This is a genomic window from Alistipes sp. (assembly GCF_020026455.1).
Classification (GTDB): domain Bacteria; phylum Bacteroidota; class Bacteroidia; order Bacteroidales; family Rikenellaceae; genus Alistipes.
Window position 1 is genome coordinate 141,774 of the sequence record NZ_JAHHQJ010000002.1, and the last position, 26,384, is coordinate 168,157.

Here is a 26,384-nt window from a genome sequence, read left to right on the forward strand (position 1 = left end):
TATATTTATGAAAAATTCACTTCGAAGTTTTGATATTCGAGGTAAATATATTACTTTTATGCCAATTATGGAAATTTAAAAACGACAATTATGAGAACCATTCCCGCTTCCGAATTGATTATCAACGACGACGGTTCGATTTTTCACCTGCACCTGCACCCCGAGCAGCTGGCCGACACGGTGATCCTGGTCGGCGACCCGGGCCGCGTGGCCCTCGTAGCTGGATTTTTCGACTCGACAGAGTGCGAGGTTTCGAACCGCGAATTCAAGACCGTGACGGGCTGCTATAAAGGAAAACGCATGACCGTCCTCTCGACCGGCATCGGCATCGGCAACATCGACATCTGCGTCACGGAGCTGGACGCGCTGGCCAACGTCGATTTCGCCACACGCCAAGAGAAGACCCAAAAGAGGCAGCTCACGCTGGTGCGCCTCGGCACTTCGGGCGCCATTCAGCCCGACATCAAGGTGGGCGAATTCGTCTTCTCGCGCACCTCGTGCGGCTTCGACGGCCTGTTGAGCTACTACAAGGGCCGCGACGCGGTCTGCGACCTGGGGCTCGAAGAGGCATTCGTGAAACACACGGGCTGGTATGAGAAGATGCCGCGCCCCTATTTCATCGACGCCGACAAGACCCTGTTCGACCATTTCCGCGACGTCACCCGCGAGGGCATCACCATCGCCGCACCGGGATTCTACGCCCCGCAGGGCCGCTGGGTGCGGCTCGAACCGCACGACGCCCGGCTGAACGAGAAGATCGAGTCGTTCGACTACGAAGGACGCCGCATCACCAACTTCGAGATGGAGGGATCGGCTCTGGCCGGGCTCGCAGCCCTGATGGGCCACCGCGCCGCCACGATCTGCACGATCATCGCCCAGCGCATCGCACAGGACGTGAACACCGACTACAAGCCCTTCGTGCGGAAGATGATCGAGACGGCCCTCGACAAACTGGCTATTTTAGAGTAAGAAAACATAAACAGACAAAACAGAAACAAGGTATGAAATTTTCCGTATCAAGCTCGGCCCTGCTTTCGCTTCTGGCAACCACCGGCAAGGTCATCAGCAATAAGAACACGCTGCCCATCCTGGACTACTTCCTCTTCGAACTCAACGGCAATACACTGCAAGTCACCACGTCGGACCTCGAGACGACGCTCGTCGGACAGATCGAGGTGGACAGCGTCGAGAGCGAAGGTACGATCGCCGCGCCGGCCAAACTGATGCTCGACTCGCTGAAGGAGTTCCCCGAACTGCCGCTGACCATCGAGGTCAACGACAAGAACTGGGAGATCAAGATCAACTGGAAGAGCGGATCGCTCTCGATTCCCGGAGCCAGCGCCGTCAGCTATCCCGCCGTGCCGCAGCTGAACGCCGAGAAAAAGGAACTCCGTCTCGACGTCGACACGCTCGTGAACGGTATCAACAAGACGATTTTCGCCACGGCGGACGACGAACTGCGCCCCGTGATGAACGGCATCTATATCAACCTGGCACCCGACGCGCTGACGTTCGTGGGCACCGATGCACACAAACTCGTGAAGTATGAGGCCGAGGCCGAAAACGTGGAGACGGCATCGTTCATCCTCCCGAAGAAGCCCGCCAACCTGCTCAAGTCGGTGCTGCTGAAGGAGGACGACGCGATCGAAATGGCCTTCGATTCGAAGAACGCCCTGTTCAAACTCAAGAACCACACGCTCGTCTGCCGGCTCATCGAGGGCAGTTACCCGAACTACAACGCCGTGATCCCGGCCAACAACCCCAACAAGGTGCTGGTGGACCGCATCGAGCTGGTCAACGGCATCAAGCGCGTCGCCGTCTGCTCGAACCCCACGACGAACCTGATCCGCATGGACATCGCCGACAACCGGATCGTCCTCATGGCGCAGGACATCGACTTCTCGGTATCGGCCAACGAAACCATATCGTGCAGCTACGACGGGCAGCCCATTTCGATCGGCTTCAAGTCGACGTTCCTCGTCGAGATCCTCTCGAACATGGACACACCGACGGTGGTGGTGGAACTGGCCGACTCGACCCGTGCCGGCGTCTTCAAGCCCGTCTACGACGACAAGCAGACCAGCGCTACGCTCATGCTGCTGATGCCCATGATGATCAACGCATAAGGGAGGGGGCAGATGAAACTGAACCTCAAACGACCGATCATCTTCTTCGACCTCGAAACCACCGGAGTGGACACCGCCCGGGACCGTATCGTGGAGATCTCGATGATCAAGGTCATGCCCGACGGCGAGGAGATCACCAAAACCCGGCGCCTCAATCCCGGGATGCACATCCCCGAGGAGGCGTCGGCCATACACGGCATCACGGACGACGACGTGAAGGAGTGCCCGACATTCGCGCAGGTCGCGCGGTCGCTCGAGCAGTTCATCCGCGGCTGCGACTTCGGTGGCTTCAACTCGAACCGCTTCGACCTGCCGGTGCTGGTCGAGGAGTTCCTGCGCGCCGGTGTGGATGTGGACTTCAAACGCCGCAAGTTCATCGACGTGCAGAACATCTTCCACAAGAAGGAGCAGCGCACGCTGGTCGCGGCCTACAAGTTCTACTGCGACAAGAACCTCGAGGACGCCCACTCGGCCGAGGCCGACACGAGAGCCACCTACGAGGTGCTGAAGGCCCAGCTCGACCGTTACGACGACCTGGAGAACGACATCGACAAGCTGGCCGAATACTCGTGCCGCGCCGAATCGGCCGACTACGCCGGGCGCATCCTCTACAACGAGAAGGGCGAGGAGGTCTTCGGATTCGGCAAGTACAAGGGCCGTCCGGTAACCGAGGTGTTCCGCATCGAGCCCAGCTACTATGCCTGGATGATGAACGGCGATTTCCCGCTCTACACCAAAAAGGTCATCACGGAAATCCGGATGCGCGAAAAAATGAAATGACAATGAAACGACTCTGTGCCGCAGCTCTGACGATCATGTGGGCTTTCTGCGCCGTTGCGGCGGGGAAGTCCACGACGATCGTCTATATCAACGGTGCCAAATACTACATCCACACGGTGCAGGCGGGCGAGACGATCTACGGCCTTTCGAAAACCTACGAGGTGAGCGAAAAGGTGATTCTCGAAAACAATCCTGCGGTCGCCCGCGGCCTGAAAACCGCCGAGAACATCAAGATTCCCTTCGTGGCCGACATTCCCGAATCCAAGTCGGACAAGAAGCTGCGCAAGACCTTCGACTTCCACTTCGTGTCGAAGGGCGAGACGCTCTACGCCATCTCGCGGCAGTATGAGATCCCGGTAAAAACCCTTCTGGAGGACAACCCGAATCTCGACCCGCTGCACATGCGCCTCGGTGAACGCATCCTGATCCGCAAGAAAAAGATCGGGTCGGAGGATGAGGCCGGCACGAAGAAGCAGTGGGAGGAGTACCGGCAATCGCTGAACAGCGTGGCCGAGGAAGGCACGGCCTACCACATCGTCCATCCGGGCGAGACGTTCTATTCGCTCTCGCGCCGCTTTGGGATCACCGAGGCGGAGTTCAGCGCGCTTAACGGCGGGCTGAAACCCGCCGATCTCAAGGCCGGGGCCATGGTCAAGATCCCCGCACCCGAGACCGGACAGGTTCCGGAGGCCGCCGACAGTCTCCGACAGGCGGACAGCACGGCGAAGGCCGGGCATCCGGTCGTGCAGATCGACTTCCGGGCACTCCGGGCCGGCGATCCGCTCAATGTGGCGCTGCTGCTGCCCCTCGCCACGGACGGCGAGGCCAACGGCAACTATCTGGAGTTTTACCAGGGTTTCCTGCTGGGACTCGACAGCGTGAAAATCAAATACGGGCGTTCGGTGAACGTGGACCTCTACAACACGGCCCGCGACACGGCGCGCATCCGCCAAATCGTCGAAAGCGATGACTTCCGGAATGCCGACCTGATTGTCGGCCCCGTCTACGAGGAGGGGCTGTATCCGGTGATCCGCTTTGCCGAGGAGAAAAAGATCCCCGTGGTGTCACCCCTGGCCCACATCGAGGGGATGAACAGCGACGCATTGTTCCAGCTTGCACCCGATCCGTCGCTCAAGTACGAGAAGGCGGGCGATCTGGTGAACGGCGACAAGCGTGTGACGCTGATCTACTCCGCGTCGACCGACAAGGAGTTCGAGCGCGAGATGCTCACGCTGCTGGGCGATTCGGAGTACCGCCGCCATACCTATAAATATGAGCACCCCTCGGCCCGCTCGGCCAACAGCCCGAGCGACCTCACGCCGCTGTTGGAGAATACGGACGACAACGTCTTCATCATTCTCTCCGACAACGAGGTGGACATCGACCGCATCCTCGCGGCTCTGGCCTCGGCCGACACGAGCCTCACGAGCCGCGGCCGCACGGCGCCCCGCTTCGTGGTGCTGGGCAACAGCCGCTGGAACCGCTACAACACCGTCGACCGCGCGATGTTCTTCAAGAACCGCGTGATCTTCTTCTCGACCTACCACGCCAAACGCGATTCGGAGAGCGTGCGGATGTTCGACAGCGCCTATATCCGTTCGTTCGGCGCGCTGCCGACCCTCTTTTCCTACCGGGGCTACGACACGGCCATGATCTTCACCCCGGCCATGTACGACGATATCGAATACGACCTCGAAGACCGCCGCTACACACCGCTGCAGACGAGCTATCGCTTCGGACAGAGCGAAGGCCGCGAGAACCACGTCAACCGCAACTGGACACGGGTCAACTACAACAGCGACTTCACCATAACCATCGAATAAGAGCCTCATGGCAACTTTAACGAATACGATTCCCGAGAAAACCATCGAGCGACTGAGCGAATACCGCCGCACGCTGCTCGCCAGCCACCGGCAGGGCATCACGCATATTTTTTCGCACGTGCTGGCCGGCATCCACGGAATCACGGCCGTACAGGTGCGCCGCGACCTGATGCTGATCGGCTTTTCGAGCGACACGAAGAAGGGCTACGACGTGCAGGTGCTGATCGAGTACATCAGCGGCATCCTCGACAGCCCCTCGCCCATGAACATCGCCGTGCTGGGCATGGGCCACCTGGGCCAGGCCATCACCAAGTATTTCAACGGCAAGGGGCTCAAGCTGAAGATCACCGCCGCATTCGACATCGACGCCGAAAAGGTCGGCAAGACCATCGACGGCATCCCGTGCTACCACATGGACTCGTTCGAGGAGGTGGTCGAAGACAAGGACATCTCGATCGTCATCGTCTCCTCGCCGACGAACGTGGCCCCGAGTCTCGTGCTGCCGATCATCAATGCCGGCATACGGGGAGTGCTGAATTTCACCTCCACGCCGCTGAACTTCCCGCAGGGTATCATCGTCGAGAATTACGACATCACCACGCTGCTAGAAAAAGTCGCCTACTTCGTCAAGGAGGGCGACGCAAACAATTCGTAACCGAATGCCGGGAGAGGGAGAGATGAGGGTTTTTCACGGGTTCGATACACTTCCGCACTTCGTCCGCCCGGCGGTCACCGTCGGCTCCTACGACGGCGTGCACCTGGGCCACCGGGCCCTGATCGGGAGGCTGATCGCCGAGGCCCACGCCAACGACGGCGAAAGCATTGTGCTGACCTTCGAGCCGCACCCGCGCATCACGCTGGGGAGGGCCGAAGGGCTGCGGCTGCTGACGACGCTCGACGAAAAAACAGCCCTGCTCGAAGAGCTGGGGGTGGATAACGTGATCGTCATACCCTTCGACAGGGCGTTCAGCGCCTTGTCTGGGGAGGAGTTCGTGGACGAGTACCTGATCGGGAAGGTCGGGGCCGAGACGCTCGTTGCGGGCTACAACCACCGCTTCGGCCACAACCGGATCGACTGCGATACACTCGCGACATCGCGCCGGCTTCGCATCGTGAAGGTGGGTCCGTGCAGAGTCGACGGCAAGCACGTCAGTTCGACCGTGATCCGCCAGTTGCTGGAAGAAGGGAAAACGGCCGAAGCCGAGCGCCTATTGGACCGCCGGTTGCCCGAAAGGCTGATTCCGGGCGCGGGAGAGAACTCCGGGATCCTCCTTCCGGATTCTCCTTAGGCCGGATAAAGGTGAGGGGCCGAAAAGAGTCGACCCAACGCCCGCAGCCATGAGGACGAGCTAATAGAGGAGGACCGGGAAGAGAGTACCGGAGACCACCCCGACGCCCGCAGACCGGGAGTAGGCCGGAAAGCGACCGCTGAAGCCCGCCCGATGCCAGCAACCCCGAAAGAGGCGAACCAGAAATTGAAAAGGAATAAACCCGAAAGAATATGTTAAGCCACGATTGTCAGATCAGGGTGTGGTACAAGCACACCGACCAGATGGCCATTTGCCACCATTCGAATTACATTTGCTACTACGAAGCCGCCCGCAGCGAGTTTATGCGCTCGCTAGGCATGTCGTTCGCCGAAGTCGAACGCCGGGGCATCATGATGCCGATTCTCGAAGTGCAGTCGAAATACCGCAAGCCGGCCTATTTCGACGAACTGCTCACCGTGCGCATCATCCTCCGGGAGATCCCCGCGACGCGCATCAATTTCTTCTACGAAATCTACAACGAACGGGGCGACCTGCTCAATACGGGCATGACCCAGCTGGGCTTCATCCACAGCGATTCGCGCCGTCCGTGCCGCTGTCCGGAATGGTTCCTGGAGCTGATCCGCAACCGCTGGACTGAATAAGAGGCCCCCGTGCCGGAACCCATACATGCCGCTTTGCCCTGCGAAGCGGCTTTTTCTGTGCCGCAAGGAGTGCTCCTCCGCCCGAAAAACTCCCCGCAGCGTGGTCCCGAAGGCACTCCGCCCCGACTGAAGCAACCCGGCATTTGCTTCTGCGCCCGACTTTTCGTACCTTTGCGGCTCAATTTGCGACAACTTATGATTTCAATAGACGGCCTCACCGTAGAGTTCAGCGGCACGACGCTTTTCAAAGACATCTCCTTCACGATCGGCGACAAGGACCGGATCGCCCTGATGGGCAAAAACGGAGCGGGCAAATCGACCCTGCTGAAGATCATCGCCGGGGTGCGCCCGGCCACTCGGGGCCATGTGACCGTGGGCGAGGGCGGCAAAGTGGGGTATCTGCCCCAGCACCTCCAGGTGGAGGACGGGCGCACGCTCGTCGAGGAGGCGTCGCGGGCCTTCGAACACCTGTTCGAAATCGAACGGCGGATCGCGGCGCTCAACGAGCAGCTCACGACCCGCACCGACTACGAGAGCGAGTCGTACATGCAACTGATCGAGGAGGTCACGGCGATCTCCGAGAAGTTCTATGCCGTGGACCTCACCAACTATCAGGAAGACGTGGAGCGCATCCTGCTGGGTCTGGGCTTCGAACGGAGCGACTTCACGCGCCAGACCTCCGAATTCTCGGGCGGCTGGCGCATGCGCATCGAACTGGCCAAGCTGCTGTTGCAGAAACCCGACCTGCTGTTGCTGGACGAGCCGACCAACCACCTCGACATTGAGTCGATCGAGTGGCTGGAGGATTTTCTGATGAACAACGCCAAGGCCGTGATGGTCATTTCCCACGACAAGGCCTTCGTGGACCACATCACCACGCGCACCATCGAGATCTCACGCGGACGCATCTACGACTACAAGGTCAACTACTCCCATTACCTCGAACTCCGCAAGGAGCGCCGCGAACAGCAGCAGGCGGCCTACGACAACCAGCAGAAGATGATCGCCGAGACCCGTGAGTTCATCGAGCGCTTCAAGGGAACCTATTCGAAGACCAACCAGGTGCAGTCGCGCGTGCGGATGCTCGAAAAACTGGAGCTCATCGAGGTGGACGAGGAGGACCGCTCGTCACTGAACCTGCGCTTTCCGCCAGCCCCGCGTTCGGGCTCCTATCCGGTCATCACCTCCGAGCTGGGCAAGGCATACGGCGACCACCGGGTATTCGGCGACGTGTCGATCACCATCGGGCGCGGCGACAAGGTGGCCTTCGTGGGGCGCAACGGCGAGGGCAAGTCGACGATGGTCAAGGCCATCATGGGTCAGATCGATTTCGAGGGCGAGATCCGGATCGGGCATAACGTCCGGATCGGCTACTTCGCGCAGAACGAGGCGTCGGGGCTCGACGAATCGATCACCGTCTTCAAGACCATCGACGACATCGCCGTGGGCGACATCCGGACCCGCATCCGCGACATCCTCGGGGCCTTCATGTTCGGCAAGGAGGCCAGCGAGAAGCTCGTGAAGGTGCTGTCGGGCGGCGAACGTACACGCCTGGCAATGATCAAGCTGCTGCTGGAACCGGTCAACCTGCTGATCCTCGACGAGCCGACCAACCACCTCGACCTGAAGACCAAGGAGATCCTCAAAGAGGCACTGATGGCTTTCGACGGCACGCTGATCGTCGTCTCCCACGACCGCGATTTTCTGGACGGACTGACGTCCAAAATCTACGAATTCTCCCACGGCCGCGTCACCGAGCACCTCGACGGAGTCTATGGCTTCCTGCGGAAGAAAAGGATCGAAAACATCAGCGAGATCGAGCGCCGGAAAAGCTGAAGTTCCCCGCCTTCAACGCAACGACCGCCCCGTGACAGGAGCGGTCGTTTTTGCAATCCGTTCATCTCTCCGGCTGTTTTTCACCTTGCCGCGGTTGCTCCGATCGTTGTGCAGACAGCTGTTCCGGCTGTTGCGCCAGTTCCGGTGCCGACAGTTGCCCAAGCCGTTGCGCCAATCCCGGTGCCGGTCATTGTGCCGACAGTTGCGCAATCCCGAGAGCAGGCCGTTCGCTATACATACGCCGCAAGCCCCCGAACACGCATGCAAAAAACAAAACAAGACCGCAACTTTACTGCGGTCTTGTTCTTTCGGCAGGTCTTGCTGCGAAGACGCTATTTTCCGATCAGCGAAATCGAACGCTGGATGAAATCCGTCAGGTTCTTGCCCTTGAGCATGCCGTTGGTCAGCAGCGCCAGGTCGATGATCTGTTTGACGAGGCGGTTCTCGCCGCCGATCTCGCGCAGGCGCTGGTTGCGCTCGTCGCGCAGGGTGACGATCTTCTTCGACAGCTCCTCGCGCATGGATTTCTCCTCGGACGAAAGCTCCTCCTCCTTCTTGTCCTTCACAACCTCGTCGAAACGCTTCTCCTCGGCCACCGCAGCGTCGATCTTCTTGGTGATCGACTTGAGTTTGTCGCCGTAGGTCTTCTCCACATCGGCGAGGATGTCGATGACGATGGGGTGGTTGGCGTTGACCGCGATGGTGAAGTTGTCGGGCATCTGTCCGTAGAACTGGCTCATACCCCCGCCACCCGTCTGGGCCATCTCCTTCATACGGCGCATGAACTCGTTCTGCGTGATCACCACCGGAGCCTCGTCGGCCGACATGGCCTCGAACGAGATGTTGTAGTGGATCTTCTCGTCCTTGGGCATCTGGCTCTCGAAAACGGGCGTCAGCACCTCCTGCTGGCCCTCGGTAAGCGACATCTTGACACTCTCCGCCTTCTGGATCAGTTTGTCGACCACATCGCTGTCGACACGCACGAAGCGCGACTCCTTGTTCTTCGACTCATACCAGTTGATGTAGTGGCTGTCCAGCTGACCGTCCATCACCAGCACGTCGTAGCCCTTGCCCTTGGCCGCTTCGAGGAACGTGTGCTTCTCCACGGGATCGTCCACATAGAGGAACACCTCCGTCTTGTTCTTGTCGGTCTGGTTTTCCTTCACAGCCTCCGCATACTCCTTGGGGGTGAAATACTTGCCTTCGACGTTCTTCCAGAGCATGATCCCGGCGGCCTTCTCGGCGAACTTCTCGTCGGTGAGGATGCCGTACTGGATGAAGATCTTCAGGTCGTCCCACTTCGCCTCGTAGTCCGCACGCATGGTCGTGAACAGCTCCTGCAGCCGGTCCGCGACCTTGCGGGTGATGTAACTCGAGATCTTCTTCACATTGGCGTCGCTCTGCAGGTAGCTGCGCGATACGTTGAGCGGGATGTCCGGCGAGTCGATCACGCCGTGCAGCAGCGTCAGGTACTCCGGCACGATACCCTCGACCTGATCCGTCACATAGACCTGGTTCGAATAGAGCTGAATCTTGTTCTTCTGGATCTCGAAGTTGTTGCGGATCTTCGGGAAGTAGAGGATGCCCGTCAGGTGGAACGGATAGTCGATGTTCAGGTGGATCGAGAACAGCGGCTCGTCGCTCATCGGGTAGAGCTCGCGGTAGAACTCTTTGTACTGCTCCTCGGTGATGTCGGCGGGCTTGCGGGTCCACAGCGGCTCGACGTTGTTGATGATGTTGTCCTTGTCGGTGTCGACATATTTGCCGTCCTTCCACTCCTTGACCTTGCCGAAGGCGATGGGCACGGGCAGGAAGCGGCAGTACTTCTTCAGCAGGGCCTCGACCTGCGCCTCCTCGGCGTATTCGAGCGCATCCTCCGAGAGGTGCAGCACGATGGTCGTGCCGCGGTCACGGGCTTCGTCGGTCTCCTCCATCTCGAACTCGGGCGACCCGGTGCAGCTCCAGTGCACGCTCTTCGCCCCCTCGCGGAAGGAGCGAGTAAAGATCTCGACCTTGTCGGCCACCATGAACGAGGAGTAGAATCCCAGTCCGAAGTGCCCGATAATAGCCTGATTCTTATATTTCTCCATGAACTCCTCGGCACCCGAGAAAGCGATCTGGTTGATGTACTTGTCGACCTCGTCGGCCGTCATACCCACACCGCGGTCGGTCACCGTGAGCGTTTTCTGCTCCTTGTCGACAGCCACGCGGATCGTCACATCGCCCAATTCGCCCTTGACCTCGCCGATCGACGAGAGGGTTTTCAGCTTTTGGGTGGCATCCACGGCGTTCGAGATCAGCTCGCGCAGGAAAATTTCATGGTCCGAGTAGAGGAACTTCTTGATGACGGGGAAAATATTCTCCGTTGTAACTCCGATTTTTCCGTTTTTCATAGTACTATCGTTGTTGTTGTATTTTGATTTCCTGCCCTTCATCCAACAAACGATGTGCCACTACCTTTTTTCTGCCATTCTGTCAGCCGAACCTGCCAAAACGGGGTATCCGGTTGTATCATGACGCGATTTTTCGTATCTTTGAGCGCATAACGGCTTTCACCGGGCGAGCGATTTTGCGAATGCACATCCGCATCGCCCGGCCGGTCCGTAGCTTTATCCAATTAAAACCTTTGCACATGGATTTTTTGAAACTGGCGAAGAAGCGGTATGCCTGCCGCAAATACCTCTCCCGGCAAGTGGAGCCGGAGAAACTGGAGGTGATTCTCGAAGCGGGACGTGTGGCCCCCACGGGAGCCAACCGCCAGCCCCAGCGGCTGGTGGTCGTACAGTCGAAGGAGGGCATGGAACGCCTTGCACGCTGCACGCGCGATTTCGGCGCCCCGACAGCCGTCATCATCTGCGCCGATACCTCCGAGGCATGGACCCGCAAGTACGACGGCAAGAACATTTCGGACATCGACGCCTCTATCGTCACCGACCACATGATGCTTGCCGCCGCTTCGCTGGGCCTCGACACGCTGTGGATCTGCATGTTCAAACCCGAAGCCGTGCGCGCAGAGTTCGCCCTTCCGGCCGACTTCGAACCCGTGAACATCCTGCTGATCGGCTACGGCGACGAGACCCCAGCCGACCCCGAACGCCACGACAAACTGCGCAAACCGTTGGCTGAAACGGTTTTTCAGGAGACATTCAGCAACGAAAAAGGGGATCTGTAAAGATCCCCTTTTTTCATCTTCATCTTGCGTAGAGCCGGAAGAGCGCGTGCCACGACTCGCCCGGGGCAATGGACTGAAACCCTTCGGCCGCAGGATCGGCCGCATTGGGGGCGTTCGTGGTCCAAGTCTGCGGCTCGGGACAGCAGTAGGGCACTTGTCCGCCGTTGTTCCACAGCGTCCAGCAGGTCGTCTGCCCGTCGACTTCATAGAAGGTTCTCACGCCCGAGGGCCGGTGCTCGACCAGTGCTCCGCGGAACGATTTGCCGTCCACATCGATCTCGCGCAGCGTAAATCCCGCCTCGATCGGCTCGCAGCCGGTGACCCGAAGTCCTTCGCGGCGCAATTTGGCAAAGCGCTCCGACAGCGGCAGCCGGCGCCCCGTCGGGAGGTTGCGGTCTCCGAGTTCGATCTCTTCCCCGACGGCCAAACGCATCACATAGTCGGCGTCGCCCCCGCCCGCAAAGGGAATCACCAGCGGAGTATGAAACCCCACGCCCAGCGGCATGCGGGTCTTGCTGCGGTTGGAGAACACCACCTCCTGCTCCAGGCCTTCGGCCATGAGCCGGTAGACGATCTTGCACTTGAACTCGTGCGGGAAATGGCGGAAAACGGCATCGTTCCCCGCATTGGAATAGTAGCGGCATTCGACCATCACCTCGCGGTCCGTCTCCCGGGCCTTCGACACCATGAACGCCTCGCTCTTGAGAATGCCGTGGTGGTAGTTCCGTTCCCGTTCGATGGTGATGGGATACTGGTAAGTGCGTCCCTCGAAGAGGTAGCGGCCGTCGGCGATGCGGTTGGGCGGAAACAGGATCGGAAGCCCGAAGACGTGCGGGCGGCCCCGGAACGTCGCGATCTCCCCGGGACCGGGCGTCCGCAGAATCTCCACACCCAGCCGGGTGTTGGCCAGCCGCACGAGGTTGGCCCCCATCTCCGGAATCAGCAGCGCCGTATAGTCCCCCTTGGAGAACTCCACGGCTTTCAGCCCGTGGAAGTCGATCGAGCGCAGCATCAGAGGAGCTGGTCGATTTTGGCCTTCAGGGCTTCCTTCGTGCAGGCGCCGACCTGCTTGTCGACCAGCTCGCCGCCCTTGAGGAAGACGATCGTCGGGATGTTCCTCACGCCGTATTTCATCGTGATCTCATCGTTCTCCTCGACATCGCATTTGCCGATGACGACCTTGCCTTCGTATACTGCGGCCAGTTCGTCCACGATGGGCGACATCGTGCGGCAGGGACCGCACCATTCAGCCCAGAAGTCGATGACTACCGGCTGGTCGCCTGCGACCAGCGCTTCGAAATTGTCTTTGTTGATTGCCAATGCCATAGCTTTGAATTTTTTGTTGATTATCGATTAAAGTATGCTTATGCAATTGAGTAGTGGATGCTGTTGTCTTCCAAATATCCGACCAGGGATTGCGTGAGGCTCACCTTGTGGCTTTTCGAGAAGAGACGCAGCGAGACCTGCGCTCCGCGGTCGTAGACGTTCAGACGCAGCAGCGTGTCGCCCTTCGACGCGCGCACCCGCTCACCCAGTTCGCGAATGAACGCCTCGGTCACCTCCTCGATGGGCACCTGCACGATCATCTCCTTGATCGTGTCGCGCATCTCCTGCAGCTGGATCATCGAAATGATCTTGAATTCCAGCTCCTTGTCGTTGTAGAGCTTGGGTTGCGCGCGGCCCCGGACAAAGAGGAAATAGTCCGGGAAAAGGTATTTGCGGAAATTCTCGTAGTCCTTGCCGAAAAGGGCGAACTCGTGGCCTCCGTTGTAATCCTCAAGCTTGAACTTGCCCCACGGCTTGCCGGTCTTGGTCATCAGGTTCTGCACCCCCACGACCATGCCCGCCACGGCGATCTCCTGCCCCTTGAGGGTGTCGAGGTTCTCCAGCTCCGAAAGCTGGGTCTTGCACATGTGGTCGATGATGATCTTGTAATCGTCGAGCGGGTGTGCCGAGAGGTAAAGACCCACCATTTCGCGCTCCTTGGTGAGTTTTTCCAACTGGCTCCAGTCGGCGCAGGCCGGAAGCACCGGGCGCTGGATATCCACATGCTCGCCACCCCCGAACAGGCTCTGCTGGGCATTGTTCTGCTCGGTCTGAAACCGCTGCCCGTAGCGCATCAGCTGCTCGATGAAGGTGATGCCGTTCGAATCGCGCAGGTCGACGCCGAAGAACTTGCAGCGGGCGAAATCCGAGATCGAATCGAAGGCCCCGGCGTAAGCCAGATTTTCGAGGCACTTGCGGTTGACGAGCGAATAGTTCACGCGCTCGACAAAGTCGTATATGTCCTTGAAAGGCCCGTTGGCCTTGCGTTCGGCAATGATGCTCTCCACGGCGGCCGCGCCGACACCCTTCACGGCGGCGAGTCCGAAGCGCACGTCCCCCGAGGTGTTGGACGAGAAGGTCTGCATCGACTCGTTGATGTCGGGTCCCATGACACTGATGCCCATGCGCTTGCACTCGTTCATGTAGATCGTCAACTGCTCGATGTTCGTGAGGTTTCGGCTCAACACGGCGGCCATGTACTCCGAAGGATAGTTGGCCTTGAGGTACGCCGTCTGGTAAGCCACCCACGAGTAGCACGTGGCGTGCGACTTGTTGAAGGCGTAGGAGGCGAATTTTTCCCAGTCGCCCCAGATCTTTTCGAGCACCTTCGGATCGTGGCCGTTCTTCCGGCCGCCCTCGATGAACTTGGGTTTCAGGTGGTCCAGCTTGTCCTTGAGTTTCTTACCCATGGCCTTGCGGAGCGTGTCCGACTCGCCGCGGGTGAAGTTGGCCAGCAGACGCGACAGCAACATGACCTGCTCCTGATAGACCGTGATGCCGTAGGTGTCCTTGAGGTACTTCTCCATCACGGGGATATCGTACTCGATGGGGCTGCGGCCGTGCTTGCGGGCGATGAAATCCGGGATGTAGTCCATCGGTCCGGGCCGATAGAGGGCGTTCATCGCGATCAGATCCTCGAAGGTCGAGGGCTGCAGCTCGCGCAGATACTTCTGCATGCCCGCGGACTCGAACTGGAAGGTCCCGACGGTGCGGCCCTCGCCGTAGAGACGGTAGGTCGCCGGATCGTTGATAATCGTGAAGTCATCGATGTCGATCTTCACGCCCTTGGTCTGGCGGATGTTCTCCACGGCATCCTTGATGATCGAAAGGGTCTTCAGACCCAGGAAGTCCATCTTGATCAGTCCCGTGTCCTCGATCACCGAACCCTCATACTGCGTGACGAGCATCTTCTCGCCGGTCTCCTTATCATCGGCCGTCGAAACGGGGACCCAGTCCGTGATGTCGTCGCGGCAGATGATCGTACCGCAGGCGTGCACACCCGTGTTGCGGACGTTGCCTTCGAGCATCTTGGCATAACGGATCGTATCGCGCAGAATCGGGTTGTCCGACTGTTCGGCGGCCTTCAGCTCGGGGACATAGTCGATGGCGTTCTGCAGGTTGAGCTTCTTGTCGGGGATCTTGTCCGGCACGAGTTTGCAGAGCCGGTCCGACTCCGAGAGCATGAGTTTCTGCACGCGCGCCACATCCTTGATGGCCAGTTTGGTGGCCATCGTGCCGTAGGTGATGATGTGCGCCACCTTCTCCTTGCCGTATTTCTGCGTCACCCAGTTCAGGACCCTTCCGCGCCCGTCGTCATCGAAGTCGACGTCAATATCGGGGAGCGAAATACGGTCGGGATTCAGGAAACGCTCGAACAGCAGGTCGTAGGCGATGGGGTCGATCTGCGTGATCCCGAGACAGTAGGCCACGGCCGATCCGGCAGCCGATCCACGGCCCGGACCCACCGACACGTCCAGTTCCTCGCGCGCAGCACGTATGAAGTCCTGCACGATCAGGAAGTAGCCCGGGAAACCCATCGTCTTCATGATATGCAGCTCGAATCTCAGCCGTTCCTCCTGCTCTTCGGTCAGCTGCTCGCCGTAGCGTCTGTGTGCGCCTTCCATCGTCAGTTTAGCCAGATAGTCGGCCTCGAACTTGATGCGGTAGAGTTTGTCGTAACCGCCCAATTTCCGGATCTTCTTGAGTCCCTCCTCCTCCGACATCACCACGTTGCCGTTCTCGTCGCGCGTGAATTCCTCGAAAAGGTCCTTTTCCGTGAGTCGGGCGCGGTATTCGGCCTCGGTTCCGAACTCCTCGGGGATTTCGAAGTTGGGCATGATCGGCGCATGGTCGATCGAGTAGCACTCGACCTGGTTGCAGATGTCGACGGTCGTCGCCATCGCCTCGGGGTCGGTCTGCCCGAAGATCGCGGCCATCTCGGCCGTCGTCTTGAGCCACTCCTGCTTCGAGTAGAGCATGCGCTTGGGGTCGTCGAGGTCCTTGCCCGTCGAGAGACAGATCAGCCGGTCGTGCGCCTCGGCATTGTCCTCGTCCACGAAGTGCACGTCGTTGGTGCAGACCATCCTGACGTTGTGTTTGGCGGCCAGTTTGCGCAGGTGTTCGTTCACATGCAGCTGCATGGGATAGGCCTCGTGGTTGGCGCGCTCGACGGTAGCCTTGTGGAGCTGCAGTTCGAGATAGTAGTCGTCGCCGAAGACCTTCTTGTGCCATTGGATCGCCTCCTCGGCCTTTTCGAAGTCGTTGGCCGTGATGGCGCGCGGCACCTCGCCCGCCAGACAGGCCGAACAGCAGATCAGCCCCTCGTGGTATTTCTCGATCTCCACGCGGTCCGTTCGCGGACGCATGTAGAAACCTTCGGTCCACGCCTTCGAAACGATCTTGATGAGGTTGTGGTATCCCTTGAGGTTCTTGGCCAGCAGAATCAGGTGGTAGCCGCTCTGGTCGGGCTTGCCCTCCTTGTTGTGGAGCCGGCGGCGCGCCACATAGACCTCGCAGCCGATGATGGGCTTGAAGGCGAGCTTGCGCCGGAACTCTTCCAGCTGCTTCTCGCATTTGGCGATCTCGCCGGCGGGATCGGCACAGGCCTCCGAGCCGTCGCGCAGGGCGGCGATGCGGGCCTCCGTCCCGGCGACCTTGTCCTTGTATTTGCCCTTGACTTTCTGGACGTAGTTGTAGAACTCCTTGATGCCGAACATGTCGCCGTGGTCCGTCACGGCGATTCCGGGCTGGCCGTCGTCCATGGCCTTGTCCACAAGCCGCTGGATGCTGGCCTGCCCGTCGAGGATCGAATATTGTGTATGTACGTGAAGGTGTACGAATTGGGACATAGGTCAACGTTTTGCAAGGACAAAGATAATATAAATCGGGAGTATAATCAAATGCCGGACGACTTGTTTTGTCGGAATGAGGCCCGGCCCCGTCCGCGGAGGGAAACAAGGCCTTTCCGCAAAAAATTCATGGCAGGGCTATTGCATTTTACCGACAAAATACGTAACTTTAAGTACCGAACCAAAAACCGAAGAACTATGCAAGACGACACGTTGGTTGTACTGGCGGAGTACAACACCATCACAGAAGCCGAAATCGCCAAGTCGATGCTCGACAGCGCCGGCATCTGGTCGACGATCCGCAACGAATACATGTCGGCCATCTACCCGATAGGGACCATGCCCGCCCAGATTGTCATCCGCGAGGAGGACTACGAAAAGGCAAAGGCGATGCTCCGCCACCGGTAGGAGCGCATGAAAAAGCTCCGCTGCACGGCGGAGCTTTTCGTTCGGCTGTCGCGGGAGTTGTCCGGCGGCCGCAACCGGTTGCCGGGGGGGGGCAGCACGGCACGCAACGCCTCTTCGGGCGGAGAATCTCCCCGGCAAATAGCCGACCGACCGCACACGACCGACGGCACACAATGTCTCCCCGGACGGCCGCAACCAGTTGCCGGTGGCATGATCGAGTCCGCTCCGACAAAACGAGCGAAACAATCCGTAACAAGCTATTTCACAAAATACTGCAGGGATTACCTGAAGTGCCGATTCAATCGTTCCAGATCCTCCACGAGGCTTCGGCCTGCTCGACGAACATCGTCCGCCCGTTCAGAATATGCGCCCCGCGCTGGCTGCCGTAGTCGAGGAACTGCGTCAGCGGCGGATTGTATACCAGGTCGAGCAGGTAGTGGTCCGGCGTCACATAGGCATAGGGGATACGCGGCGCGGCATCGACATCGGGGTAGGTCCCCACGGGCGATGCATTGACAATCAGGCAACTCTCCGCCACCACCTCACACGGGAGATTGTCGTAGGTGTAGTTGCCCTTCGCCGCATCGCGCGACACCAGCGCAAAGGGAATGTCGCGCTCGGCAAGAACATACTGCACGGCCTGCGAAGCGCCTCCCGTGCCGAGCACAAGGGCCTGCCCGGGCTGGACTGCGCCGAGCAGTTCGTTCAGCGCGGCCCGGAGACCCACGACGTCGGTGTTGTGACCCGCGAGACGTCCGTCCGCCGTGCGGCGAATGCAGTTGACGGCCCCGATGGCCCCGGCTTCGGGCGTCACCGAATCCAGAAAAGCCATCACGCCGCGCTTGTAGGGGATCGTGACATTCAGTCCGCAGAGATCCGGGACACGCTCCAGAAGACCGGGCAAATCCTCGATCGCATCGAGCTCGTAAAGCGAGTATTCGCAATCGCTTACAGCCTCTCTATTAAACTTCTCCGCGAAGTAGGCGGCCGAAGCCGAATGCCCCAGCGGGCGGCCGATCAGTCCGAAGCGTCGCATGGGCTATTGCTCCTCTTTTTTGACGATGAAGCGCGCCAGCAGCTCGATGCCGTAGATGGCCATGAAGCCGGCCAGGCAGAGCACGACGGCTTCGAGAAGCAGGGACGGCTGTCCGGTGAGTTGCTCGAAGGTCCCGGGGGCGATGTTGTGCTGGACGAGCGGCTGCGCGACACCGTGGCTGTCGAGATAGGTCTCGACGGTCTCCTTCCACGGCCAGACCTTGTTGAGCGAACCGACCATGAAGCCCATCAGCACGGCCACCGTGACGTCGTGCCAGTGTTTGAGCAGCCACGACAGCAGGTGGGAGAAGGAGATGATGCCCGCTGCGGCTCCGATGACGAAGATCACGATGACGGGAATATTCAAATCGCCCACAGCCTGCATGATATACTGGTATTTGCCCAGCAGCAGCAGGATGAAGGCTCCGGAGATGCCGGGCAGAATCATGGCGCAGATGGCGATGGCGCCCGAAAGCATCACGAACCACCAGTCGTTGGGGGTTTCTGCGGGCGTGGCGACGGTGATCCACCAGGCCGAGGCGACCCCTGCGGCGAAAGCGAGGAGGGTTCGCGCATCCCAGCGTCCGATTTGCCGGGCGACGAGCAGCGCCGAGGCGATGATCAGTCCGAAGAAAAACGACCAGATGGCGATCGGATGGTGGGTCAGCAGATAGGTCATCAGGCGGGCCAGCGAGAAGATCGCGAGGGCGATACCCAGCAGCACGGGCAACAGGAAATTTCCGTTGACATGACGCCAGAATTCAGCGAAGCGGAGTTTCAGCAGCAGCGTGAGCGCCGTGGCATTGACGCTGCGGATCGAGTCGAGCAGTTCTTCGTAGATGCCCGAAATGAAGGCGATCGTACCGCCCGAGACGCCGGGAACGACGTCGGCCATACCCATGGCGCACCCTTTGAGCGCAAGAACGATGTACCGGGAAAAATTCATGGTCTGTTTGCGTATTTTGGTTTTTAGACGCAAAGATACGAATAAGCCGGATACAAAAGCAAACTTGTTTGCGATTTTATTCCGACGGAAAAGGGGCGGCGCAGCCAAAGACCGGGGCAAAAGGTATCAGACTCCGGAATGTTCCGCCCGAAAAAGAGCCGTCTCTTTCCGGAAACAACCGCCTGTGATCCGGCGCTTCTTACGCCAAACCCGGGCCGACAGCCAATCCCGACACACCCCGAAAACGCATCGAAAACCTCCGGGAAGGTTCGAGAGGGGTCGGGAAGGGTCGGGAGGATTCGAGAGGGGTCGGGACACCCCGAGAAACGAATCCGGGAACGGCCTAAAGTCACCGTCCCCGATCCGAAGCGTCCCGAAACCGCCCGAGAACGCACTCCGAACGGATCCGGAAACAATTCGAAAACGGTTCAAAAACAGGCTACTCCTCCGATTCGGGACAGGCCTTGCTGCGGCGGATGAACTCGACGACCTCGTGCAGTCCGTCGGCGAATTTCGAAAAATCCTCCTTGTAGAGAAAGATCTTGTGCCGGTCGTAACTCGACGTACCGTCGGGGGCCGTGATTTTGCGGCTCTCGGTGATGGTCAGGAAATAGTCGTCACCGCGCGTGGCCCGGACATCGAAGAAATAGGTCCGGCGACCCGCTTTCACGGCCTTGGAGAGAATCTGGGCTCCGTAATCTTCGCCTTCGCGATGGGGATGGGTTGGGGATAACATGGGTTTCGTTTTTGGGTTGGGTTCAGTTTTTCAGAGCATGCTCGTATCTACGAATATACGCAAAAAAAGTGAATCCCCAAAAACTTGCAGCGCTATTTTTACGGTTCGAGAACCGACTGCCCCAAGTTTTCCCAATCTTCGAGAATCGCCACGGCCCGGGCATAGGCAGGACTTGCGGCGGGGTTGATGACCCGGAAATAAGCTCCCGTGCCGAACAGCCGCTCTGCCGCAAGGGCTTTGAACTGCATGCGCATCAGGGGTTCGGAGATGACGAATCCCGCAGCGTCGAACTTCACGCCGCGGCGCTCGCCGAGCTCCGAAAGCCGTTCGAGAACCTCGTCCGAAGGGGTATATCCCGCATCGAAGGCTTCGAACGAGGCATAGCGGCGCGCAAGGCTGTCGCGCGAACCGTCGAGCCACTCGCCCACGAAATCGGCCACGATGCCGCGGCGGATCAGTTCGCCGTAGTAATTAGAGAAACCCGCCGTGTCGGCCTCGACCAGGATGTCGGGACGGATGCCTCCGCCGCCGTAGACCGTGCGCCCGGTGCGGAGCGTGCGGTAGGCCGGGGCCGTCGTGTCGAGCGAGTCGCGTGCGGCATCGTCGTAACGGCGCAGGTGGTCGAGGTAGTATTCGCGGCGCTTTCCCCGCTCGTAGGGACGCTGGATGACGCGCCCCGAAGGGGTGTGGTAGCGGGCCACGGTGATGCGCACGGCCGATCCGTCGGGCAGCCCGATCTGCCGCTGCACGAGTCCCTTACCGAAACTCGGACGGCCGACGACCACACCGCGGTCCCAGTCCTGCACGGCCCCGGCAACGATCTCCGATGCCGACGCCGACACCTCGTCGATCAGCACCACGAGACGCCCCTTGAGGTCCTCGCCGTTGGTCTGGGCACGGAATGCCGATGTCGGAACGGCGCGCCCCTCGGTCGAGACGATCACCGCACCGCGCGGCAGAAAGAACCCCGCCATCTCGATGGCCTGCTCCAGTAGGCCGCCGCCGTTGCCCCGCAGATCGAGGATCAGCCCTTCGGGCCGCCCCAGTTTGCGGTAGGCCTCGGTGAATTCGGCCATCGTGGTACGTCCGAAGCGGTTGACCTTGATGTAACCGATGCCGTCGCCGGCCAGATAGGAGGCGTCGACGGTGTTCAGGGGAATTTTGTCGCGGACGATCACAAAATGGAGCCGTCCGGGAGTGCCGTGGCGCACGATGTCGATCCCGACCTTCGTGCCGGTCTTGCCCCGCAGGTATTTGGGCACCTCCGTACGGCTCATCCCCACGGCATCGAGCGTATCGATGCGCACGATGCGGTCGTTGGCCCTGACGCCGACCCGTTCGGCAGGCCCCCCGGCGATGGTGTTCACCACGATCACCGTATCACGCAGGACGTTGAACTCCACGCCGATACCACTGAATTCCCCGTCGAAACTCTCCTGCACGCCCTGCATCTCCTCGGCACCGATGTAAGCCGAATGGGGGTCCAACTCTCCGAGCATGCCCGTGATGGCACCCTCGACAACGGGTTTCATCTCCACCTCGTCGACGTAAAGTCCCGAAAGATAGCGGAAGACCTGTGCGAGTTTCTGAAACTGGCGCACATCATCCTCGTTCTGCGCCGCGAGGGGCACAACCAAGAGGGTAGCAAGTATGACGAATAAGCGACGCATGACGCAACAATCTTTAAATTAACGTATTTCAATCCGGCATCGTGCTGGTTTCCGTACCGCCCGGCAACAAAGCGCCGGGCGGATGGAGCCGCAGAACACCCACACCTGCCCGAAAGCGAGGCCGCAGAACATTCAAGTCCCCGGGATCGTGGTGCGGGGCCCCTTGTTGCAAGCCACCCGGCAACAAAGCGCCGGGCGAATGGAGCCGCAGACCACCCAAGCCCGCCCGAAAGCAAGGCCGCAGCACATTCAAGCCCCCGGATGCCCTTCCCCGCGACAGCCCCCAAGCGACAGCGGAGCGTACGGAGCGTCGGAGCAAGACGTACACGGCGGCAGGGAGCACGTCGTCCCAGCAACGCGGAGGGGCGTACACAACAACCCGGCGGGATGTACGCAACAACACGGCGGCGGGCAGGTCCCGCTACCGGACAGTCTCGGCCAACTCGGCGAAGGGCACCTGGCGCTGTTCGCCCGTGCGCATGTCCTTGACGGTTGCGGCGCCGGCCTCCAGTTCCTGCGAGCCCACAATCACCACATGGGGGATGCCTCGGCGGTTGGCATATTCCATTTGCTTCTTCATCTTGCTGGCCTCGGGGTAGATTTCGGCAGCGATCTCGAGCCCGCGCAACCGGCGCAGCAACGGCAGGACGGCAGCCTCCTCCTCCGCACCGAGATTCACGAACAGCACGCGGGTCGAACTGTTGACCTCCTCGGGGAAGAGCGAAAGCCCCGTCATCACATCGTAAATACGGTCCGCACCGAACGAAATGCCCACGCCCGACATGTTCGGCATGCCGAAGATGCCGGTCAGGTCGTCGTAACGGCCGCCGCCGCAGATCGAACCGATGGCGAAATCGAGGGCCTTGACCTCGAAGATCGCCCCGGTGTAGTAGTTCAAACCGCGTGCCAGCGAGAGGTCCAGCTCCACCGCAAGGTCGATGCCCAGCCGCTCGACATAGCCGAAGACGGTCTCCATCTCCGCGACACCCTTCAGACCCGTTTCCGAGGCAGACAGCACCTCTTTCAGTTGATTGAGCTTCTGCTCGTTGCTTCCTCTCAACTCAAGTATCGGTTGAAGTTTGCCGACCGCCTCCTGACTCAACCCGCGCTCCATCAGTTCGGCCTTCACGTTGTCCAGTCCGATCTTTTCCAGCTTGTCGATGGCGATGGTGATATCCATCATCTTGTCGGCGTGGCCGATGGCCTCGGCGATGCCGAAGAGGATCTTGCGGTTGTTCATTTTCAGCGCCACGCGGATGCCGAGAGCCTTGAAGACCCGCTCGACGATCTCGACCAGTTCGACCTCGCACAGCAGCGAGCGCGTGCCGATCACGTCGACATCGCACTGGTAAAATTCGCGGTAGCGGCCCTTCTGCGGCCGGTCGGCGCGCCACACGGGCTGGATCTGGTAGCGCTTGAAGGGAAACGTCAGTTCGCCCTGGTGCTGCACGACATAACGTGCGAAGGGCACCGTAAGGTCGTAGCGGAGCCCCTTTTCGCAGATTTTCGAGCCCGAACGGAGTTCCTCGTCCGAAAGTCCCGCGGCGTAGTCGCCCGAATTGAGAATCTTGAACAGGAGCTTGTCGCCCTCGTCGCCGTACTTGCCCAGCAGGGTCGAGAGGTTCTCCATCGAGGGGGTTTCCAGCGGCGCGAAGCCGCAGGAGCGGAACACCCGGCGGATCGTGTCGAAAATATACTGGCGGCGCATCATCTCCGCAGGGGAGAAGTCGCGCGTACCCTTGGGAATCGAAGGTTTCTGTTGTGCCATATTATATAAATTTTTGTTTCATTTTCAGGTATGTTTCCCAATCCATGTTGTCCCGAGCATCCATGTATTTCGGATGTTTCCCGAGCAGGCGCTTCAAGGCGGCATCGTCGCGACGGAAGAAAAGGACGACCATCTCGCGGATCGCCTCCATCCGTTCAACCTCATACATGCTCACGCGACGCCGTGCCCGCATTCCCTGCTCCCCGGGACAGATATACCCGACGAAATAGCCCAGCCGATCATCGTCATCCACTGCGGACGAGATGAAAAACGACCGGTCGGTCTTCAAATCCGTCACCGAGAGCGTGGGGGAGTTTTTCCGGAGCTTCACTGCCTCGCGCGCCTGCTCCCGCCAGGGGAATCGCTCCACCTCGGCAAGGAATCCGTCGCTGTCGCACGTTCCGACCGGTTCTACACAGGCCGGATCTTCGTGGGCACGGAGCCGGTCCCAGACAAACACATCGACCGGACGGTTTGCCGGCGTTCCGCACGAGAAGAGCCCCAGGAAGAGCGCGAAAAAGACCGCAGCACGCATTGCATCAGGCCATTAATTTCTTGTAACGCACGCGGTGGGGCTGCGTGTCGCCGCCCTGCGCCTTCTTCCACGCCTCGTACTCCGAGTAGGAGCCTTCGTAGAAAACCACCTTCGAATCGCCCTCGAACGAGAGGATGTGTGTGGCGATACGGTCGAGGAACCAACGGTCGTGGGAGATCACCACGGCGCATCCGGCGAAGTTCTCGAGACCCTCCTCCAGAGCGCGCAGCGTGTTGACGTCGATGTCGTTGGTCGGCTCGTCCAGCAGCAGCACGTTGCCCTCCTCCTTCAGAGCCAGGGCCAGGTGCAGGCGGTTGCGCTCGCCACCCGACAGCATGCCGCATTTCTTCTCCTGATCGGCGCCCGAGAAGTTGAAGCGGGCGACATAGGCGCGGGCGTTGACCTGCCGGTTGCCCAGCGTCATCAGGTCCAGACCGCCCGAGATCACCTCGAAGACTGTCTTTTCGGGATCGATCGACTTGTGCTGCTGGTCCACATAGGCCAGCTTCACGGTGGGACCCACGCGGAACGATCCGCTCGTCGGGGTTTCGAGCCCCATGATCATGCGGAAGAGGGTGGTTTTGCCCGTGCCGTTCGCACCGATCACACCCACGATACCCGCAGGCGGCAGCGAGAAGTCCAGCCCCTCGTACAGCACGCGGTCGCCGAAGGCTTTCGAAACCTCGTGCGCCTCGATCACCACATCGCCCAGACGCGGACCGTTGGGGATGAAGATTTCGAGCTTCTCCTCCTTCTGCTTCGTATCCTCGTTCATCAGTTTGTCGTAGGCCGACAGTCGGGCCTTCGACTTGGCGTGACGGCCCGAGGGCGACATGCGCACCCACTCCAACTCGCGTTCGAGGGTCTTGCGGCGCTTCGACTCCTGCTTCTCCTCCATGGCCATGCGCGCGGTCTTCTGATCGAGCCAGCCCGAGTAGTTGCCCTTCCACGGAATGCCCTCGCCGCGGTCGAGTTCGAGGATCCACCCGGCGACGTTGTCCAGGAAATAACGGTCGTGGGTCACGGCGATCACCGTACCCTTGTATTGCTGGAGATGCTGCTCCAGCCAGTCGATCGACTCGGCGTCGAGGTGGTTCGTGGGCTCGTCGAGCAGCAGCACGTCGGGCTGCTGCAACAGCAGGCGGCACAGGGCCACCCGGCGACGCTCGCCGCCCGAGAGGTGTTTCACCGGCTCGTCGGGATCGGGACACCGCAGGGCATCCATCGCGCGTTCCAGCACGCTGTCCAGCTCCCAGCCGTTGCAGTGGTCGATCTTCTCATACAGCTCGCCCTGACGCTCGATCAGCCGGGCCATCGTGTCGTCGTCCATCGGCTCGCAGAGCTTTGCGTTGATCTCCTCATACTCCTTCAACAAGGCCACGGTCGACGCGCAACCCTCCTCGACGACCTCGCGGACCGTCTTCGAGTCGTCGAGCCGGGGTTCCTGCTCGAGGTAACCCACCGTGTAACCCGGCGAGAAGACCACTTCGCCCTCGAAGTTCTTGTCGATTCCGGCGATGATCTTCATCAGAGTCGACTTACCCGAGCCGTTCAGGCCGATGATGCCGATTTTCGCGCCGTAGAAAAAGGAGAGGTAGATGTTGTTGAGCACCCGTTTCTGGTTGGTGAAAGTCTTACTGACACCGACCATCGAGAAGATGATTTTTTCGTCTGCCATATCTATGTGTTTGAATTGTCCGAAATTAAGGATTCTTGCAAAGATACGGAGAAAATCCGGAATTTTAAACCTCCAGAGGCCGAATATTTGCACAAGCCCCCATGCGGCAGAAACAAAGAAAGCCCCGCCTCCGAAGAGACGGGACTTGTACGCGGGCCGCAGGACGGACTAATAGTTCTCCTTTTTCGGCTCGAAATAGGCCTGGGGGTGCTTGCAGGCGGGGCACAGCAGCGGAGCCTGCTCGGCCTCGATGATGAAGCCGCAGTTGCGGCACTGCCACCAGATCTTGCCGTCGCGCTTGAAGAAATCACCGTCCGTGAGGCGGCTCAGCAGCTTCAGATAGCGGCGCTCGTGCTCGGCCTCCACCTTCGCGATCATTCTGAAGGCCGTGGCGACCTCCTTGAATCCCTCCTCGTCGGCAATCTCGGCAAATTCGCGGTACAGCACGTCCCACTCTTCGTTCTCACCCTTGGCCGCAGCCAGCAGGTTGTCGGCCGTCGAGCCTACGGGGCCGGTGGGGTAGCTGGCCGTGATCTCCACGTCGCCGCCCTCCAGGAAGCCGAAGAAACGCTCGGCGTGCTCCTTCTCCTGCTCGGCCGTCTCGGTGAAAACACCGGCGATCTGTTCGTAACCCTCCTTGCGGGCCTTGCTGGCGAAAAATACGTAGCGGCTGCGGGCCTGGCTCTCGCCGGCAAATGCTTTCAACAGGTTCTGTTCGGTACGCGTACCTTTAATGCTCTTTTCCATAATTTTAGTATTGTTAATATGTGTTGTTCTTGCTGTTA

Annotated in this window: 22 protein-coding genes; 10 read left to right on the forward strand and 12 right to left on the reverse strand. The window is 59.9% G+C overall.

Annotation, left to right across the window (positions count from 1 at the left end):
• Positions 1 to 87: 87 nt before the first annotated feature.
• From QZ460_RS01835 to QZ460_RS01870, 8 genes are all read left to right on the forward strand, one after another.
• Entirely contained in the window at positions 88 to 969 is an 882-nt protein-coding gene (locus QZ460_RS01835; protein WP_290539956.1) for a nucleoside phosphorylase, read from the forward strand.
• Between the two features lie 32 nt (positions 970 to 1,001).
• Positions 1,002 to 2,126 carry a DNA polymerase III subunit beta gene (gene dnaN / locus QZ460_RS01840; RefSeq protein ID WP_290539880.1) on the forward strand — a complete coding sequence of 375 codons (1,125 nt, stop codon included), beginning with the start codon at positions 1,002 to 1,004 and terminating at the stop codon, positions 2,124 to 2,126.
• A 12-nt stretch (positions 2,127 to 2,138) separates the two neighbouring features.
• Positions 2,139 to 2,906, forward strand: coding sequence for a 3'-5' exonuclease (locus QZ460_RS01845; RefSeq protein WP_290539881.1), 768 nt, complete (start codon positions 2,139 to 2,141; stop codon positions 2,904 to 2,906).
• A 2-nt stretch (positions 2,907 to 2,908) separates the two neighbouring features.
• Positions 2,909 to 4,729 carry a LysM peptidoglycan-binding domain-containing protein gene (locus QZ460_RS01850; protein WP_290539882.1) on the forward strand — a complete coding sequence of 607 codons (1,821 nt, stop codon included), beginning with the start codon at positions 2,909 to 2,911 and terminating at the stop codon, positions 4,727 to 4,729.
• A 7-nt stretch (positions 4,730 to 4,736) separates the two neighbouring features.
• Entirely contained in the window at positions 4,737 to 5,384 is a 648-nt protein-coding gene (locus QZ460_RS01855) for a redox-sensing transcriptional repressor Rex (RefSeq protein ID WP_290539883.1), read from the forward strand.
• 4 nt (positions 5,385 to 5,388) lie between these two features.
• Complete coding sequence (locus QZ460_RS01860; protein ID WP_290539884.1) at positions 5,389 to 6,018, forward strand: FAD synthetase family protein; 630 nt, start codon at positions 5,389 to 5,391, stop codon at positions 6,016 to 6,018.
• 212 nt (positions 6,019 to 6,230) lie between these two features.
• Positions 6,231 to 6,641 (forward strand): thioesterase family protein, encoded by a 411-nt coding sequence (locus QZ460_RS01865; protein WP_290539885.1) that lies wholly within the window; start codon positions 6,231 to 6,233, stop codon positions 6,639 to 6,641.
• A gap of 195 nt (positions 6,642 to 6,836) precedes the next feature.
• Positions 6,837 to 8,477: an ABC-F family ATP-binding cassette domain-containing protein gene (locus QZ460_RS01870; RefSeq protein ID WP_290539886.1), complete on the forward strand. Its 1,641-nt coding sequence runs from the start codon at positions 6,837 to 6,839 to the stop codon at positions 8,475 to 8,477.
• Positions 8,478 to 8,809: 332 nt separating this feature from the next.
• On the opposite strand, the gene htpG is transcribed toward QZ460_RS01870, so the two are convergent.
• On the reverse strand, positions 8,810 to 10,870 hold the full coding sequence (htpG, locus tag QZ460_RS01875) for a molecular chaperone HtpG (RefSeq protein WP_290539887.1): 2,061 nt from the start codon (positions 10,868 to 10,870) through the stop codon (positions 8,810 to 8,812).
• 239 nt (positions 10,871 to 11,109) lie between these two features.
• Between htpG and QZ460_RS01880 the strand changes: the two genes are divergently transcribed.
• On the forward strand, positions 11,110 to 11,649 hold the full coding sequence (locus tag QZ460_RS01880) for a nitroreductase family protein (protein WP_290539888.1): 540 nt from the start codon (positions 11,110 to 11,112) through the stop codon (positions 11,647 to 11,649).
• A gap of 19 nt (positions 11,650 to 11,668) precedes the next feature.
• On the opposite strand, the gene QZ460_RS01885 is transcribed toward QZ460_RS01880, so the two are convergent.
• Genes QZ460_RS01885 through dnaE form a run of 3 tightly spaced genes read right to left on the reverse strand, consistent with a single transcriptional unit; the run spans position 11,669 to position 16,823 of the window.
• Positions 11,669 to 12,661 (reverse strand): aldose 1-epimerase, encoded by a 993-nt coding sequence (locus QZ460_RS01885; protein ID WP_290539889.1) that lies wholly within the window; start codon positions 12,659 to 12,661, stop codon positions 11,669 to 11,671.
• Positions 12,661 to 12,975, reverse strand: a complete 315-nt coding sequence (gene trxA / locus QZ460_RS01890) for a thioredoxin (RefSeq protein ID WP_290539890.1) — start codon at positions 12,973 to 12,975, stop codon at positions 12,661 to 12,663. Before trxA ends, QZ460_RS01885 begins: the two co-directional genes overlap by 1 nt.
• Positions 12,976 to 13,013: 38 nt before the next feature.
• Positions 13,014 to 16,823 (reverse strand): DNA polymerase III subunit alpha, encoded by a 3,810-nt coding sequence (gene dnaE / locus QZ460_RS01895; RefSeq protein ID WP_290539891.1) that lies wholly within the window; start codon positions 16,821 to 16,823, stop codon positions 13,014 to 13,016.
• Between the two features lie 198 nt (positions 16,824 to 17,021).
• Here dnaE and QZ460_RS01900 point away from each other — a divergent pair, with 198 nt between their 5' ends.
• Complete coding sequence (locus QZ460_RS01900; RefSeq protein WP_290539892.1) at positions 17,022 to 17,231, forward strand: DUF2007 domain-containing protein; 210 nt, start codon at positions 17,022 to 17,024, stop codon at positions 17,229 to 17,231.
• Between the two features lie 298 nt (positions 17,232 to 17,529).
• On the opposite strand, the gene aroE is transcribed toward QZ460_RS01900, so the two are convergent.
• The 8 genes from aroE to rbr form a co-directional block, all read right to left on the reverse strand.
• Entirely contained in the window at positions 17,530 to 18,267 is a 738-nt protein-coding gene (gene aroE, locus QZ460_RS01905) for a shikimate dehydrogenase (RefSeq protein WP_290539893.1), read from the reverse strand.
• A 3-nt stretch (positions 18,268 to 18,270) separates the two neighbouring features.
• Positions 18,271 to 19,212, reverse strand: a complete 942-nt coding sequence (locus tag QZ460_RS01910; RefSeq protein ID WP_290539894.1) for a DUF368 domain-containing protein — start codon at positions 19,210 to 19,212, stop codon at positions 18,271 to 18,273.
• A gap of 439 nt (positions 19,213 to 19,651) precedes the next feature.
• On the reverse strand, positions 19,652 to 19,948 hold the full coding sequence (locus QZ460_RS01915; RefSeq protein ID WP_290539895.1) for a DUF3276 family protein: 297 nt from the start codon (positions 19,946 to 19,948) through the stop codon (positions 19,652 to 19,654).
• A 98-nt stretch (positions 19,949 to 20,046) separates the two neighbouring features.
• Positions 20,047 to 21,618 carry a S41 family peptidase gene (locus tag QZ460_RS01920; protein ID WP_290539896.1) on the reverse strand — a complete coding sequence of 524 codons (1,572 nt, stop codon included), beginning with the start codon at positions 21,616 to 21,618 and terminating at the stop codon, positions 20,047 to 20,049.
• A gap of 421 nt (positions 21,619 to 22,039) precedes the next feature.
• Positions 22,040 to 23,386 (reverse strand): histidine--tRNA ligase, encoded by a 1,347-nt coding sequence (gene hisS, locus QZ460_RS01925; RefSeq protein ID WP_290539897.1) that lies wholly within the window; start codon positions 23,384 to 23,386, stop codon positions 22,040 to 22,042.
• 1 nt (position 23,387) lies between these two features.
• The gene (locus QZ460_RS01930) at positions 23,388 to 23,921 is read right to left on the reverse strand and encodes a hypothetical protein (RefSeq protein ID WP_290539898.1); all 534 of its coding nucleotides are present in this window, start codon (positions 23,919 to 23,921) and stop codon (positions 23,388 to 23,390) included.
• Between the two features lie 4 nt (positions 23,922 to 23,925).
• A complete protein-coding gene (ettA, locus tag QZ460_RS01935) occupies positions 23,926 to 25,599 on the reverse strand; it encodes an energy-dependent translational throttle protein EttA (RefSeq protein ID WP_290539899.1) in 1,674 nt (557 codons plus the stop codon).
• 168 nt (positions 25,600 to 25,767) lie between these two features.
• Positions 25,768 to 26,346, reverse strand: coding sequence for a rubrerythrin (gene rbr, locus QZ460_RS01940; protein ID WP_290539900.1), 579 nt, complete (start codon positions 26,344 to 26,346; stop codon positions 25,768 to 25,770).
• Between the last annotated feature and the right edge of the window lie 38 nt (positions 26,347 to 26,384).